This is a genomic window from Streptomyces barkulensis, assembly GCF_002843305.1.
GTDB lineage: Bacteria > Actinomycetota > Actinomycetes > Streptomycetales > Streptomycetaceae > Streptomyces > Streptomyces barkulensis.
On sequence record NZ_PGSG01000070.1, the window covers coordinates 1 to 16085 of the forward strand.

Below are 16085 nucleotides of genomic sequence, written 5' to 3' on the forward strand. Positions count from 1 at the left end.
TAGCCTCGCGCTTTCATGAAGTGGGCTGTCCGGCAGGCGGTCAGGAAAGCAGAAAGTGCCTCTGACCAGCAAGAATGAGGATTGTCGAGGTCCTTGTTCCTGCCATCGCCGGAGGCACTTCCCAGGTGAAGCACTCTACCGGGCCCTACCCCCGCGTCCGTGTCCAGGACGACGGCCGCCAGGTCGTCTCCCAGGCCGGGTCGGTCCTGCTCGTCGAAACGGTCCGCAAGACCGGTCTTGACCAGGCCATATCCGCAGCTCTGGCACCGTGGCGCAAACCGCGGGCCGTCCACGATCCCGGCAAGGTCCTTCTGGACGTCGCCCTGGCGGTCGCTCTGGGCGGAGACTGCCTCGCGGACGTTGCGGTGCTGCGGTGTGAGCCGGCCCTCTTCGGGCCGGTCGCCTCCGACCCGACCGTCTCCCGTCTGATCGACACCCTCGCCGCCTCCGGCGAGAAGGCCCTGACCGCCATCCGCGCCGCACGGTCCGAAGCCCGGCAGCGGGTCTGGTCGTTGGCCGGCGAGAACGCCCCGGACGCCGACGACCAGGTCACGGTCGATCTCGACGGCGTCCTCGTGGTCGCCCACTCCGACAAACAGGACGCGGCCGCGACTTGGAAGAAGACCTACGGCCACCACCCGCTGACGGCCTTCGTCGACCACGGCCCGGGCGGAACCGGAGAGCCGGTCGCCGCCCTGCTCAGGCCGGGGAACGCGGGCTCGAACACCGCTGCCGACCACATCACCACCGCCCAACTGGCCCTGGCCCAGCTGCCCAAGCAATACCGGCGAGGGCGCCGGACCCTGGTCCGCACCGACTCCGCGGGCGGCACCCACGACTTCGTGTCCTGGCTCGCCCGGCGAGGGCGGTGGCTGTCCTACTCAGTCGGCATGACGGTCACCGACGCGATCCACGAACACGTGCTGAAGGCCCCCGCCTCAGCCTGGACGGCGGCCGTCGAGACCGGCGGCGAGATCCGCGACGGGGCCTGGGTCGCCGAGCTCACCGGCAAGCTCCTGGACGGATGGCCCAAGGGCATGCGGCTGATCGTCCGCAAGGAAAGACCGCACCCCGGCGCCCAGCTGCGGCTCACCGACGCCGACGGCATGCGGATCACGTGTTTCGCGACCAACACCCCTGACCGGCCGATCGCCGAGCTCGAGCTCCGTCACCGGCTGCGGGCCCGGGCCGAGGACCGCATCCGGGCCGCCCGCACGACCGGCCTGCGCAACCTGCCCCTGCACACCACCGCCCAGAACAAGGTCTGGCTCGAGATCGTCCAGATAGCCCTCGACCTGCTGGCCTGGATGCCCATGCTCGCCCTCACCGGCACCGCCCGCCTCTGGGAACCCCGCCGCCTGCGGCTGCGCCTGTTCACCGCGGCCGGCCAGCTCGTCACCACCGGCCGCCGCCGCATCCTCCGCCTCGCCCGGCACTGGCCCTGGACCGGCCACATCACCGCCGCCCTCGAACGGCTCGCCCTCCTGCCCAACCCCGGCTGACCAGCGGATCCGCCTGTTCCTGCGAGCAGCACCACCCCGACCCGGAGCAGTGGAACCCGGCGCCCACCCGACGCGACAGCCGGGCCCTCGGCCTGCCCGGACTCAGAAACAGCACGCGTGAGGGCCCGCCGACTCCGTCGGCGGACCCTCACGAAAGATCGAGGCTAGACGGTGTCCCGTAAATTCTCAGGAACGTGTCGGCTGACCTGCTTGTTTGCTCGTCATCCGGCGAGGGTGAGGTTGTGCAGGCGGGCGATGCCGAGCATGGCGTGGTGGACGCCGTCGCCTCTGAGGCGGCAGTCGCGCAGGATCTTCCAGGCCTTCATGCGGGCGAAGGTGTGCTCGACGCGGGCGCGGACCCGGCGGTGGGAGGCGTTGTGCTCTTCCTTCCAGACGGGCAGGTCCTCGTCCTGGTGCCGGCGGTAGTGCGGGATGGTCAGGCCGGTGCCGCGGTAGCCGCCGTCGGCGATCACTGTGGGGGTGGTGCCGACGGCGTCCTCGGCGCCGGATTCCTCCCAGGCCCGGCAGTCGTTGCGGTTGCCCGGCAGCGGCCGCCCGACGGCGACGACCAGGCGGGTGTCGGCATCGATGACGACCTGGTGGTTGGTGGAGTAGCGGTAGTTCTTGCTGGAGGCGGCCACGTTCCGGTCGCGGGTGGGGACCAGGGTGCCGTCCACGATGAGCACGGTGTTCTTGCGGTACCGCTTGCGGGGCTGGAGCGCGAGGGCCGGACCGAGGTGGTCGACGATCCGGTCGGCGGCCGACTTGGAGATCCCGAAGAGCGGGGCGAGCTGGCGCAGGGTGAGGTTGGTGCGCCAGTACGCGGCCACCAGCAGCACCCGGTCCTCCAACGGAAGCGACCACGGCCGGCCCCGACGCACCGGATCGGCGCCCTCGCGCCGCAGCGCGGTGACCAGCTTGGCGAACTGCCGCGGGCTCAGCCCGGTGAACGGGGCTATCCAGGACGGCTCCGACGCCGTGATCACACCAGCCACCACAAGATCATCTCATCCGCGACCAGCGGTTACGGGACAGCCCTTAGGACGCACCTGACGGGGCTTCATATTTGCGGTCGCTCACTCCGATCCGAGTCGCATCAGACGATCACGACGCGACCCAATTCAAAGCGGCGGGGAACTCGATTATCCCGTTACCAGCTCACGCATTCGCGTGACGAGATCGCGAGATCCAAGATCTTCCGACAGCCAGACAAGCCGCTCGTAGTACTCCTCGCTAATCGACAACTCGTCCTCGTAAATCCATGAGCACATGGTGTCGAAAGCTAGGGCAAACTCTCCGGCCGTCAGAAGGTCGCGCACGTCGACTGCAACCGAAGGCGCAGTGATGGGAGATTCCTCTAGTAGTTCTTCGATCTTGGCGGCGTACTCTACAGCTTCCACGGTGCCTCCATCAGGGCCGGTACGGGAAACCGGTCACAATCCGGTCCGTTGCAGGTTCATAAATGACCCTGATGTTCACGCCGTCCACTACTCCTTCAACCTTCCACCGCGACGGATCCCCGTTCCTCGTGTACAGGGCTCCAGCTCGGCCTGTCTGCTGCGTCCTAACGCTGTTGGGACTAGTCGCCACGTCGACAATGCTGTCGAGAATTTTGTCGGTGTCCCAACCGCGCGGAAACACGGTCTTCCCAGGCTGTCCCGGCCACTTATGACCGCCACCCGTTCTGTCACCGTGAATGATATGGAACTGCTCTTGCCCACCAATCAATTCGCGGCCGATGCCGGGGCAGTTGCTGTTGTGAACGAGGACCGGTGTGGCGCCTGCCAGCACATAGTACGTGTGCGCGCTGGGTAGACGTCACCTGCGTTTTTGCAGGTCAGCGAAAGTTTGCTGGTCCGCTGGCGTCCATGGAAGTGTGCTGGGGTGCGTCTCGGTTGCCGTCATCGTTGCCGTCAGAACCGTGCATGGGCTGGAGACCATGCGTCAGCCTTCGGCAAGGTCGGCGGAGCGGGTTTGGGCGGTGTCCTGCCTGGGCTGGGGTCGGGCATGACCAGGGGGCCGTACGCTGGTTGGCAACTCGGGCAGGCTTTGGACCTGCCCGCAATGTGTCCGAGTGGCCCCCTGGGCTTGCCCGACGCGGGTCCCGGACCGGGCAGGTGCGTAAAGCCGTCGGAGCCGACCCCCAGCCACGACGGCGCCTGGTCAGCAACCCGGGGGCTGGCTGTTGGTGCGCGGCCGGCGGACGCCGGGGCGGAGCGGGACGAAGGCAGGAGCGCAGGCCCGGCGGGGAGCCGGGCCGCGCGCGGCGAGCGGAGCGAGCCGCACTTGACCGCCACCCTGCTCCTGGAACAAGGCGTCGAACTCGTCGTCATCAAAGAACTCCTCGGCCACGCCCACATCGGCGTCACCGCCACCGTCTACGCCCACGTCCGACTCCGCCTCCAGCGAGACGCCATCAACACCCTCAGCACCGCCCTTGACGGCCCCGCCAACAACGAGTCGACCCGCGACGACGGCAACGACCCGCCGCTGTGCGGAGCCACCGTCCACTGACGTTGCCGTCAACTACTGCCGTCACCCACCGCAGAAGCCCCGCCAGGACGTACCTGACGGGGCTTCAACTTTGCTGCTGCTATCCAGCGCGCGGGTTGCGGGATCGGGCAGCGGGGCTACACCTCACCCTCCAGCCAACGTTCGAATGGTGCGACCTCCGACAGTTCGGAATTGATCGCCTTCAACCCTCTGGCGAAGTCTTCGGCCAACTTGGAGAGCATCGCGACTAGCCCACTCTGTGCAATGCTCTCGCGCTCCGGGTTTGGAACCCAATTGGTCCGCGACTCGCAGTGAATCATCACGAGATCCCCGCTTGGGCGGAAAGTCAAAGTCCTCTCGATACCCTGTGTGTAGAGATCCACCTCGACTTCGCGACGGTCGCGTACACCCACCAGAAGCGACGGGAGTTGCTCCATGAAGGCAGACAAGTCATACGCGACATCGAGCGGCCACTCATCACTCCCGAAGCCGCCAATGTGGAATGTGCTGCCTCCAGCGTCAGACAGGACGCTACACGCCTCCATGACAAGGGTCTCGTAATCGTCACCCGGCTCCAGACTCGCTGAAGCAGGAGACACAGCGCCTGACGGCACGGCCGGATTGAACGACACAGAGAAGCTCATCTCTCCAGCCTCCTAGTTCGGGCCAATGATCGGGAATCCCGTCTTGTACAGCCCATTTGGACTCGGGACGATGGTAGCTGCCCGCGCTTGGACGATACTCCCATCCGGCATGATCACCTGCCCCAATCCATCCGGAATACGCACCGACCTGGGGCCGGCTCCTTCGACATGGAGGCCCTTCAAGAAATCTGCAGCGGCGTCATTATTCAGCCATTGACCCTGCTGATTCCCGGTGCTACGAGCGCGATCGGTCAGAGCCTTCGTGTTCTTCGCTCCGGCACCATGAGTCTTAAATGTGTGACCCCACGTTTTCACGCTGTTGGACGCCCAATTTATGCAGCCGTTGCTGTTGTGAACGAGGACCGGCGTCTGCCCCGCGAGCACATAGTACGTGTGGATGCCCTGGACAGTGAGGTCGTGGGTGCGCTGGCGCTTGGTGAAGGAGCGGACCTCGTCGACGGTGACAGTGGCCCCGTCGGGAGCGCGCAGGGACATGCCGGGGGTGAGTTCGCCGGCGTCCAGCCACTTCTCTTCGCTCTCCACCCAGAAGGGGTGGGTGGTGGTGGAGACGAGGGAGGCGGGGCCGTCTTCGGTGGTGATGGTGAGGTCGACGAAGTGCTTGTCGTCCTCGGTGAGGATGGTGGCGACGACCTCACGGGTGGCCGTCTCACCGGTCTCGGGATCGGTGACGACGACCTTGTCGCCTATCTCGACGTCTTCGATGTTCTTGGTGGTGCCGTCAGCGAGGAGTACGTCGGTTCCCGGGAGGAAGCTGTGTTTTCTCACGCATGACGCCGCATCGGCTGCCTCGTCGCCGTACTTGATCAGCTTGGCGGCCTTGGCAGCCGGCAGAAGACTGATGGCGCCGATGGCGCAGTCCATGCTGGCGATGTCCGCGCAGTCTTGTGGATCGAATACCAAGAATTTGAAAGCTTCTTTCGCCTTCGTCCACAAGTGGTGCTCCCCTACAGGAACTTCGTAGGGGATAAAACGCTTACTCTCCGGGAGGAAGGTCAAATGACTGACCGTCTTCTCCCCGCCCTCGGTATAGGTGTAGGTCCAGAGGGTGGTCCCATCGCTCCGGCCGCTGACTTGCGTCGTGACGGTGTGCTGGGTCCACGTTCCGTCGTCGTTCTGACTGAACCATTCGTCGACCTCTGTGTTATCCGTGTCGCAACCGACGAAGCCCTGACACATGCCCACCGGTATGAGGCCGGTGGGGTCGGACCAGGTGAAGGGGTTGTTGTTGGCGTAGGTGTAGCCGTGGATCTGCTGGGGGTCAGCGAGGTCCATGATCGGGTCGACGGAGATGAAACGACCGATCGCGGGGTCGTACTCGCGGGCGCCGAGGTGGGTCAGGCCGGTGGCAGTGTCGGTGGTGCCGCCGACGAAGCCCTTGGTGCCGGGCCAGACCTCCGGTTGCTCGCCGCGCGGGCCGCCGAAGGGCAGGCTGCGGCGCTGGGTCATCGACAGGTCGCTCGCGTCGATGGCGAGGTGGCCGGTGCCGTGGTGGTCGGCGATGGTAAAGGAGACCGTGCCGTCGTCCTCGATGACGGCCTGGTGGCCGCCGGGGAGGCCGACGTAGCGGGTGGCCTTCGGCTCCGTGGTGCCCTTGGCGAGGGTGATCTCGGTGTGGCCGAGGTAGAGGGTGGTCTCGGTCGGGGTCCGACCGATGAGCCGGTTGCCGTCGGCGTCGTAGAGGTACTCGATGACCTGGTCGTCCTCGCCCTCGACGGGTTCGGTGACCTTGGCCAGGTGTCCCTCGGGGTCCCAGGTCAGCCGCTGGGTGTCGCCGCCGAGGGTGCGGGCGGTGGTGTTGCCGGACTCGTCGTAGCCGTAGCTGTCGCGGGCCGTGCCGGTCGGTCCGGTGGTGGTCACCGAGGCCAGTGTGTGCGGCTGCGGGCTGCCGGGCGCGGGGTAGTCGTAGGCCCGCTCGATGTCCTTGGCGGTGTCGCCGGTGATGTCGTGCTGAGTTTCGGTCAGCCGGTTGCCGGTCTTGTCGTAGGAGTAGGAGTGCCAGTAGGGGGCCGGGCCGCCGAGCACTCCGGCGCTCGGGGCGTCGGCGCAGGTCTGGGTGGGCTGTGCCCACGCTTGGGTGAGGCGGCGCAGGTAGTCGTAGGTGAAGCACTGGTTGTCAGTGCCGGAGCGGGAGACGTCGGTGATGGACAGGACGTTGCCGGCCTCGTCGTAGCGGTAGGTGTTGTGCCGGTCGACACCGTTGATGTCCTGCCGCTCCACACGGGAGGTGGCCAGGCGCTGGGTGCCCTGCTCGTAGGTGTTGGTGATCTCGGTTCTCGGGCTGCTGCCGGATGCACCGAGTGAGTACACCAGCGGTTTGCCTGTGAGGCTGTAGGTGACGTCGGCGTCGTAGCCGCGCCCGTACACCGAGGTCGTGCGCAGGGTGCGGTTGTCGTAGAGGTAGGTGGAGCCGCCCCCGGGCAGGGAGCCCGCGGCCGAGTAGCTGACGCCTCCGATCAGACCGGAGGGCCTGTAGGAGGTGGCGGTGTGGTAAGTGCCCGCCAGGGCTCCCTCGGCGGAGGGGATCTCGACAGCGGTCCTGGCGGGCCGGTAGTGCCGGTCGTACATCGTCACCTTGGAGGTGTACGCGTTCCCGTCGTGGTAGCGGATGGCCTCGGCCAGGTGCCCCTTGGCGCCGCTGATGGTGTCGTAGACCCACTTGGCGCGCAGTGTGCCCGTGGCCGAGTCCTCGCGCAGTTCGGTCTGGCGGCCCAAGCCGTCGTAGACATGGGCAAGGGTGGTGTCGCGGGCGTCGGTGGTCGACGTGAGCTGGCTGCGGTCGTCGTAGCGGCTTGTCGTGGTGCCCTTGTCTGGGTCCTTGGCCGTGATCTGTCGGCCGAGCTGGTCGTAGGTGTACTCCCAGGTGTTGCCCTCGGGGTCGATGACCTTCGACAGCTCGCCCCGGGGGGTGTAGCGGTAAGCGGTGGTGTCGTGAGGGGCGTCGGCCGCGCGGTGGTGGTGCTGGCGCAGTTCGGTGGCCTGCCCGCGAGCGTCGGTGAGGGTGGTGGTGGCCGTCCCTCCGGCGGGCGGGATGACGGTGATGCGGTCGCCCCCGTACAGGGTCTTGGTGGTGTTCAGGACGGTGGTGTCGTCGCCGCTGCCCGCGATCTGCTGGACCTCGGTCTCCCGGCCGAGTCCGTCGTAGAAGTGGCGTGACTGGGTCTCCACCATCAGTGCGTTGTCGGGTGCGAAGAGGTTGATGCTCGGGTTGCCTTCGGCGTGGTAGGGGGCATAGGTCTTGGTGACCAGGCCGCGCTCGTCGTAGAAGGTGTCCGTGATGATCCGTCCGGCCTCGGGGCCGGGGGCCTGGGCCTGGCGTTCGCGCAGGAAGCCGTCGTAGATCGTGTAGGTGATGTACTGGCCGCCGCTGTGGTTGGGGATCCTGTTGGCCACTGCGACCGGCTGGTTCTCGTTGACGTAGTAGACGAACTCGTGGTCGGGGATGGACCCGGTGAGCTTGCCGGCCAGCCAAACCTTGCTGGAGCGGCCCAGTGCGTCGTAGGCGAAGGCTGTGCGGACGTTGTTGGCGTCGTAGACGGCGCTGGGCTGGCCGCGCAGCGGTTCCAGTTCCGTGGTCGTGGTCAGTGCCGAGGTGCTGTTCCCCTCGACCGCGGGCGGTCCTGTCTCGGTCAGCTTCGTCGGGATGCCGGTGGCCGGGCTGTACTCCTTGGTCGTGGTGCGGCCGTCGGTGCGCGGGGTGCGGACCAGTGTGCCGTCGCCGGTGACGGTGAGGTTCGCGGTCAGGTCGGTGGTGGTCAGTTCACGACCGTAGGAGTCGAAGGTCGCGCCGGATTCCAGGTAGGTGGCCGTGGTGCCGTCGTGCTTCTTCAGCACCGCGCTCGCGGTGGCGTCGCCCTTGGTGGGGGCGTCGCCGTAGCCACCACCGTCGTAGGCGGTGCGGATGTCGGAGATGACGTCACTGGAGCGGTCGGGCGTGGTGGCGCAGTCCTTGGTGACGGTCTCCACCCGGGAGGGCAGGGTGAGGATGTTCTTCTCGGTGTTGGTGGCGTAGGTGGTGCGGGTGCACCGGTTGTCGGCGGCGGTGGTGTTGTCGGCCCGGTCGTCCACTTCGGTGATGCGTCCGGCGACGGTGTCGTACGTCTTCGACGAGGAGGTGATGCGCCACTGGCTGCCGGCGCCGTCGTCCAGGGAGGTCCAGGTCCTGGTGTGGGAGGTGCCGGTGAGGTTGGCGGTCACCGTGCCCCAGTCTCGGACTTTCCTGGCGGTTTCGTGGCGCCAGGGCCGGTTGACCGTCTTGCCGAGGACCTTTCCGCCGGGCGCGGAGTAGGTGACGGTCTTGTAGGCGAACCCGCTGGCCGCCTCGTGGTCGGTGATGGGGTCGCCCTCGCCTTCGCCGAGGGAGACGGTGACGATCTTGGTGGTGTCCCCGGAGGTGTCCTTGCGGTCGCCGTGCATGCCGCGCAGGAAGTAGGTGTCCTGCTGCGTCTCCATGCTGTCGGCGTCCTGCCCGCCGGTCTGCACCCGCACGCGCCCGTAACCGCGCCACTGGGACCAGGTCTTGTGCTTCTCCTTGGTCAGGCCGTCGTCATCGTCGTAGTGCCAGGCGGCTCCGCCCAGATAGCTGTAGCGAGTGACTTGGTTCGGTGCCCCTCCGGTGCGGTCGGTGGCGGTGACGGAGGTGACGACGTACTTGTTGAACCAGTGCAGCTCCGGGTCCACCTCCGCCGAGCCGCCGATGTACTGCGGGAAGCAGCGGGTGGTGTTGGTCTGCGGGGTGGGCAGGGAGGCGGAGTCGCAGGCCGAGGTCGAGTAGTCGACGGTGATCTGGCCGCCGGACTCGTCGGCCACCGTCGACAGGCGCTCCTTGACGAACGGCGCGTACCCGTCTCCGGTCTCGTCCAGCCGGTTCTCCATCTGGGTGTAGTCGAGCGTGGTCTTCGGCAGGGTCACCGTCGGGCTGGCCGTGTGCCCGGTGCGCTGGATGCTGTCCAGCAGGAGCTGGTAGTCGATGTCTGCCATGCCCCAGCGGTGGCCGAGTTTCCAGGAGTCGACCTTGCCGTAGGAGCCGTCGGACTTGAGGACGTGGGTGGAGACCTCGGTCAGCCGCTTGCGGGTCCAGAAGGTGGGCGACAGGCGCCGGTCACAGTCCTCGTCGGCCTCGCAGTTGAGATCCCAGGGGGTGTCGTACCAGTAGAACGCCTGGTCATCGATGGTGTCCGCGGCGCAGCTCACCCCGGTCTTGGGCAAGCAGCGTTCCGAGCTGGTGAAGTCGACCTTGGCCAGCGGCCCGGCGGTGTACATGCTGGAGGACTTCAGCCCGTACTCGATACGGTCCAGGTGGCCGCCACGGTCGTAGCGGGTGTCGTCCGACGCCTTCAGGTTGCGGCCGTAGGAGTTGGTCTCCTTGTCGTAGTGGTAGGCGATGGCGTTGCCGTGCCGGTCGACGACGTAGTCCAGGTTCCAGCGCCATGCCTGCCGGCACCAGGAGTCGGCGAAGGCGGAGGCGTGACAGGGCTCGCCCGCATCGTCGCCGAAGACGGGAACGGTCCAGGTAGAGGCGGTGGTCTCCTTGCCCGACGCCCAGCCCGGGAGGCGGTTGTAGCCGAAGTAGTAGCGATTGCCCTGCGGGTCTGTCAGCCGCCAGTACTCACCGTTGTCGTCGCCGTTGCCCCGGTTGGTGGAGGTCAGCCTCTTGATAAGGGTTCCGTCGTCCTGCCTGAACTTCCACTCGTCGTCTCCGGCCGGGACCAGTTCGCCGCCCGTGCCGTTGAACGAGATGAACGCGTTGTCGTAGCCCCAGCACAGGTCGCCGGGCTTGTTGCCGTCGGCGTTCTTCACCCCGTCGTCGGAACAGGGCTTGTAGCGGCGCTCGATGTAGCCGGGCCACAGCTCGAAGCCGTCACCCACCCAGGAGGACTGGTTGTTGGTCGAGCCCGTACGGCCGTCGATCGTCGCCGAGGAGTAGGAGAGGCCGACGTTCGGCTTCAGACCGCCGGGCACCTCCGGCACCGGCATGCCGTAGGACCAGGTGAAGTCTCCGGTGTTGAGGTTGGTGTCCCAGGTGGCGGACGGGGAGAGCTGGGTGGCCTTGTAGTCGCCTTCCATTCCCTCGTCGTCGGCGACCGCGGCCAGCACGGTGGACGCGTCCGAATGGAGGGTGACGGTTTCGGCCGTCAGCTTCTGCTGTTCGACGTCGTTGGTGGTAGGGACCGTCCGGCGTGTCGAGCACCCCTTCTTCTCCGGGGTGGTCAGTGCGCACTCGGGCAGCTCCACCAGGGTCAGCCGGGAGGCGTAACCGCCGCCGTAGGACTGCGCGAAGGCCGAGTAGTCAACCGTCACGCTTGTCTTTCCGGCCTTGGAACCATCGCCGCTCCGGGAGGAGAGGCTGAACAGCAGGCCGTCAACGCCCGCCTCGGCCGCCCGCTTGCGTCCCAGGACACGTGCTTCGACCTTCCCTCCGGCCGCGGCCTCGGCGGCTCTGGCCCGGGCCCCAGGGTGTCCGGTCTTAGCCGCGGGGACGCCGAGCGCGATCGGTAGTCCCTTCGCCTTCTGCGGAGTGAGGACCGCGGAGCCGCTCGCCGTGGCCTTGGGGAGGGCCACTACCTCAGTGCCGGCCTTCGGCCAGGCCGCCTTCGGGGCTTCCTTGGGCGCCTTCGGCCCCCTGTACATCTTCCGAGGCTTGACCTTGATGCCGTCCTTGCCGGCAACGGTCTTCTCGGCCGTCGGCAGGCCGGAGCGACCTCGCCCGTCATCGGCCGCGACCGTGGGCGTGGCCACCGCCTGCAGCAGCGTCCCCACCATCACGGCCGACACCGCCAACGCCGTGTGGTGCCGCATTTTCATCACGAATCTGTTCGGTCTGCCGCTCATCCCTGCCCTCATCCCTCACCGCAAGCGCCGCTTCCGGGCAGAGGACTGCCCGTACACACGAAGGCGCGGAAAAACACGCGTGTCATGCCTGAAGGTCGCGCGGGTGTGCCGAGGGCCGGCCCTCGGCACACCCGCACTGTGGTCAGTCCGGATCGGGTACTTCGGTCGGTACTCCGTAGACCTGGTCGACCAGATAGAACACCTGGGCGTCGCTCAGGGCCCCCTGGAAGGTCCATACGTCGTCCACCAGGCCGGGCCAGTACTCGCGGCCCACGCCGGCGTCGGTCGTCCTGCCCACCTGGAGGGCCCCGGCGGCCTTGAACGACAGCACATTCTCCGCCCACGGAATCCGGTCGGTGCAGGAGGCGTCATCCGCGTTGCCGTCGTCGTCCGCGTCCACGCAGGCGACTTCCTCGAGTACGCCGTTGACGTACAGCCGTGCTTCCTTGGAGAAGCCGTCGTAGACGAGTGCCAGGTGATTCCACGACCGCACGTTGTAGAAGGAGGCTTCGTTCTCCATCGATGCCACCGGCGAGCCGACACTGTCCGTCTCGGAAACGGTGATCTGCCAGCGCCCCGGATGCTCCGGGTCGTCATCCGGCAGGTATCGCACGGCGAAGGCGCTTTGGTGAGAGCCTTCCGCACTGAGCAGGGTCACCGGGGCCTCGGGGATCGCGGCGGCCTTGGCCCAGGCCGTCGCGGTGAAACTGGCGCTGGTGTCCACCGGCACAACGTCGGTGGCGGCGTAGTCGTCCACACCGTCCAGTTCCAGGGAGCCGAAGTCGATCCACGAATCCATGCCGCCGACCGCGCCGCCGTGGAGGGTCATGGGGCGGCCCTCCGTGGAGGAGTCCGGGGTGGTGACCGGGGAGATCCCGTCGGTGGACTCGAAGTTCCAGCGGCCCTTGACCAGCGGACGCTGCTTGAACAGCTGCTGGATCTCGGCCGCGGAGGCGGGGCGGTCGAAGAGGCGGACATCGTCGATGGCGCCGGGGAAGAAGTTGCCCATGACGCCGCTGTAGGAGCCGGCGCCGAGGTACATGGACTGGTTGGCGTAGAAGGCGCCTTCCAGTGTGGTGGATCCGGCCTTGGTGCCGTTGACGTACAGGGTCAGGGTGTCGGCGACGGTGTCGTGGACGCCGGCCAGGTGGGTCCACTGCCCGGCGTGGGCGGTGGCGCCTTCCGGCTGCATGGCGCGGATGAGGCCGGAGCCCGCGCTGTCGGAGGCGTACTGGTTGACCGCCCACCGGTCGTTGGCGGCCGAGTAGTACAACTCGAAGCCGGGGCGGGCCTGGCCCGCCTGGGCGGCGATGATCGCCGCACGGTCGGGTTTGTCGTCCAGTTTGGCCCAGGCGGAGATGGTGAAGCTGCGTGCGGTGTTCACGTGCGGGCCGCTGGTCTGCCCGATCCCGGCGTAGGCGTCGGTGCCGTTGAAGTGGGCGGCCTTGCCCGCCACGCCGGGCTCGCCGGGGGTGACGCCGCCGTGGAAGCGGGCCGGCAGCACATCGCCGTGCCCGGTGATCTCGGTGGCGTCCGCCGCTTCGTCGAGGGGGAAGACCGCCACAGCGGGGCGTCCGGGGTCGCCGACCTGCTGGTGGGCGCCGAGCTTGCCGACCTCGTTGGCGGTGAGCGGCTTGTCGAAGAGCTGGAGGTCGTCGACGGCGCCGGGGAAGAAGTTGCCCATGACGCCGCTGTAGGAGCCGGCGCCGATGCTCAGGCCGCGGCGGGCGCTCCACGGGGTGGCGTACGGGGTCTGGCCGACCAGGGTGCCGTCGACGAACAGCTCCAGCATGTCCCGGGCGGAGTCGTAGGAGCCCACCAGGTGGGTCCAGGTGCCGGTGCTCACCCCGCCGGGGGTGTCGGCCATCGCGCGGACGATGCCCGCGCCGGCCTGGTCGGCGGCGTACTGGTTGAACACCCAGCGGTCGAACGCCTGGGAGTAGTACAGCTCGAAGCCGGGGCTGTGGTTGCCCGGCTGGGCGGCGACGATCGCCGCACGGCCGGGCATCGCGGAGAGCTTGACCCAGGCGGAGACGGCGAATCCGCGGCTGGTGTCGACCACCGGGATGTCGGTGGCCGCGTAGTCGTCGGTGCCGTCGAACTCCACGGCGGTGCCCTTCTTGCCCGCCGCTCCGGGGGTGGCGCCGCCGTGCAGGGTGGCGGTGCGGGCCGGGGTGGAGCCTTCGGCCTGGGTGGCGCCGGCCTCCTCGTCCATCTGCCAGGTGGCCCGCTCGGGCTGCCCGGCCTTGACCCGGAAGTGGTAGGTGCTGATCTCCGATCCGTTGCCGGCCGCGTCGAAGGACATCACGGTGACGAAGTTCGCCCCTGGTTTCGCCGGGAGCAGGTCGATGGTCCTGGCGTCGCCGCCTGAGGTGGTGACCTGATTGGACGGCAGGGGGTCGCTGTTGAGGCCGTACCGGTAGCGGGTCACATCCGTCGAGGAGGAGTCCACCGTGAAGGTGCCGTACTGGCCCACCCCGTCGTACCAGGGGTCGTCCGGGTTCTCCGGGTCCGAGGCCGGATACTCACCCGAGGAGACCGCCGGGGCCTTGGGCTTTTGGGTGTCGTAGACGAAGTAACAGCCGGTCGGATCGCCCGCGTAGGACCACGGCGAGTAGTTCCCGTACCCGGTCGAGTCCGTGTCCCGCACCCGCGCGTACCAGTGGATCTGCGTGTTCTCCGGGATCGTCGTCGGCAGTTTGACGGAGAAGCTGGAGCCGGACTTCTTGTAAGTGGACAGCGACGGTTTCCACCGTGCGATCAGACCCTTGCCGTCCCCGTTGTCCCACTTGGCCTGGAACTGCACCGCGATGTTGTCGCCGTCGGGGTCGGTGACGTTGCTGGCGTAGATCGTGCCCAGGCTGCGCACCCGTGCCGCGTCCGCCGGCCGCTTGCAGGTGCCGCCGTACTCCATCGTCAGCTGCGACATCTTCAGCTGGTACGGCGGACGGTTGTACACCACCCGCAGGAACGCCTTGTCGGAGAAACGCTTCCGTCCGTAGCGGTCGGTCTCGCTGGAGGCCCGCAGTCCGAACGTCATCGTCGACCACTTGCCGTTCGCGGCCTGCTGGACCGCCGACTTCACGTTGAACTCGGCATCCTTCGCGGCGCAACCCGAGTATCCGTAGGCGAAGGACTCCGTCTTCAGGTGGTCGATCCAGAAGTCGGAGTTGTTCTGGCTGTTCCAGGTCGTGGAGGAGGAGATGCCCTTGGTGCGCCACAATTGCACCCCGCGCGCCGTACATGAGGCCGACCACACGTTGCGGACGACGAACTCCGCCGACAGGATCGACTTGCCCGCGAACTTGGAGACCGGTATCCGGTAGAACAGCCGCTTGGTGTCGTACGGCTTGCAGTAGTCCCAGCCGCAGTAGCCCATACCGGAGTCCGGCTCGCCGTTGAACTTCCACTGCGGGGAGGAGGCCCAGTACTTCGACGCCATCGTCCAGGCCGAGGCGCGCGGCGAGTACCACTGCGGGTCGATGAACACCGGGTAGACCGTGTCCGCTCCGCGCAGCACCTCCTGGTCGGGGGTGAGGACCAGCTCGCTCCCGTCCTCGGGGACCTCCACGTCCAGCGGCGCCAGCTTGCCCGACTCGCCCGCGCCGGGCTCCCCGCCGGCCTCCCCGGTTTGGGCGGCCGTCTCCTGGGACGGAGCCTTCTGCGCCGCCGCCTCACCGGTCCCGCCGGTGCTGGAGTCCCACATCAGCGGCGTCGGCGCCTCGAAGACCACGCCCTTGGCGCCGTCGTCGATCGCCTCCAGCCCACCCTGGGCGGTCTCGCGGACGTCCATCCCGTCGGCCGCCAGGCTCAGGCGCAGCTCGGCCAGCTCAGGACTGGCCGCCGCCTGCGCCGACTTGACCACCAGCAGCTGGGTGAAGCCGTCCTCCTGGGCCCCCATCCGCAGGTCCACCCCGGGCAGAACCTCCGGATAGGTGGCCGTGTCACCGTCCAGCCGCGGCTCCGGGAGCTCCCCCGGCCAGGTCAGGGCCAGCTCGCGTCCGGCCTTCTCCATCCGCACCAGCGGGGCGTCACCGCCACCGGAGAACTCCAGCCCCACCGTGGCCGCCTTCGGCGCCACCGCCCCATCGGGGGTCGCGGCCAGACCGGTGTCGACCGGCTGCCACTTGCCCTTCACCCGGGTACGGACCGGACGCAGATACTCACGCGCCTCCAACTGCCCGTCCGGAGTGGCGTAGACATCGCTGCTCTCACCGCGCAGCGACAGGACCTCCACGCTCTCACCGGAACGTTTCGCCTCCGCCAGCGCTTCGTCCTCGGAGAACGCCGACGGCTGCTTCTGGCTTCCGTCCTCGGTGAGTAGCCGCTGCGGCCGGGGCTGAGCCGACGCCTCCTCGGCGAGGCCGGGCGTCAGCCCCGCGACCAGCACGGCCCCCAGTGCGATGGCCACCGGGCCACCGAAGCCGCGCACGCGGGCACGACGAAACATCCCCCGCCCCCCCAGAGAAGACATGAAGATCACGTAAAGGTCCGGAGGGGAACGTAAACGCCTCGCTGTGGACCGGCCAGCCCCATCAAGCGGACATCTAGCCCTCAATGAGACACCGAGCACGGAGAGTTACGTGATGTGCATCAC

The 16085-nt window shown here is 67.8% G+C and carries 7 protein-coding genes and 1 pseudogene; 2 read left to right on the top strand and 6 right to left on the bottom strand.

Features of this window, described 5'->3' with window-relative positions; all coding sequences use genetic code 11:
• Positions 1-125: 125 nt before the first annotated feature.
• Entirely contained in the window at positions 126-1502 is a 1377-nt protein-coding gene (locus CUT83_RS13315) for an IS1380 family transposase (protein ID WP_101255530.1), read from the top strand.
• Positions 1503-1723: 221 nt separating this feature from the next.
• Here the strand turns inward: CUT83_RS13315 and CUT83_RS13320 are convergent, their stop codons facing one another.
• The 3 genes from CUT83_RS13320 to CUT83_RS31590 all read right to left on the bottom strand — a co-directional run bounded on the left by CUT83_RS13320 (position 1724) and on the right by CUT83_RS31590 (position 3293).
• Positions 1724-2497, bottom strand: coding sequence for a transposase (locus CUT83_RS13320; protein ID WP_101256086.1), 774 nt, complete (start codon positions 2495-2497; stop codon positions 1724-1726).
• Positions 2498-2644: 147 nt separating this feature from the next.
• Positions 2645-2902: a MafI family immunity protein gene (locus tag CUT83_RS13325; RefSeq protein WP_101256052.1), complete on the bottom strand. Its 258-nt coding sequence runs from the start codon at positions 2900-2902 to the stop codon at positions 2645-2647.
• Positions 2903-2912: 10 nt separating this feature from the next.
• Positions 2913-3293, bottom strand: a complete 381-nt coding sequence (locus CUT83_RS31590; RefSeq protein WP_101256053.1) for an EndoU domain-containing protein — start codon at positions 3291-3293, stop codon at positions 2913-2915.
• Between the two features lie 492 nt (positions 3294-3785).
• Here CUT83_RS31590 and CUT83_RS13335 point away from each other — a divergent pair.
• A pseudogene (locus CUT83_RS13335) lies at positions 3786-4016 on the top strand (site-specific integrase); the annotation flags it as partial.
• A 116-nt stretch (positions 4017-4132) separates the two neighbouring features.
• Here CUT83_RS13335 and CUT83_RS13340 read toward each other — a convergent pair.
• The 3 genes from CUT83_RS13340 to CUT83_RS13350 form a co-directional block, all read right to left on the bottom strand.
• The gene (locus CUT83_RS13340) at positions 4133-4639 is read right to left on the bottom strand and encodes a hypothetical protein (RefSeq protein WP_143688548.1); all 507 of its coding nucleotides are present in this window, start codon (positions 4637-4639) and stop codon (positions 4133-4135) included.
• A 12-nt stretch (positions 4640-4651) separates the two neighbouring features.
• Complete coding sequence (locus CUT83_RS13345; protein ID WP_240958518.1) at positions 4652-11488, bottom strand: RHS repeat-associated core domain-containing protein; 6837 nt, start codon at positions 11486-11488, stop codon at positions 4652-4654.
• Between the two features lie 142 nt (positions 11489-11630).
• Positions 11631-15938: a LamG-like jellyroll fold domain-containing protein gene (locus tag CUT83_RS13350; RefSeq protein ID WP_101256055.1), complete on the bottom strand. Its 4308-nt coding sequence runs from the start codon at positions 15936-15938 to the stop codon at positions 11631-11633.
• Between the last annotated feature and the right edge of the window lie 147 nt (positions 15939-16085).

Bases quoted from the DNA above. Each gene is read 5' to 3' on its own strand.
- CUT83_RS13340 (WP_143688548.1), bottom strand. From the start codon at position 4,639: ATGAGCTTCTCTGTGTCGTTCAATCCGGCCGTGCCGTCAGGCGCTGTG.
- CUT83_RS13345 (WP_240958518.1), bottom strand. From the start codon at position 11,488: ATGAGCGGCAGACCGAACAGATTCGTGATGAAAATGCGGCACCACACG.
- CUT83_RS13350 (WP_101256055.1), bottom strand. From the start codon at position 15,938: ATGTTTCGTCGTGCCCGCGTGCGCGGCTTCGGTGGCCCGGTGGCCATC.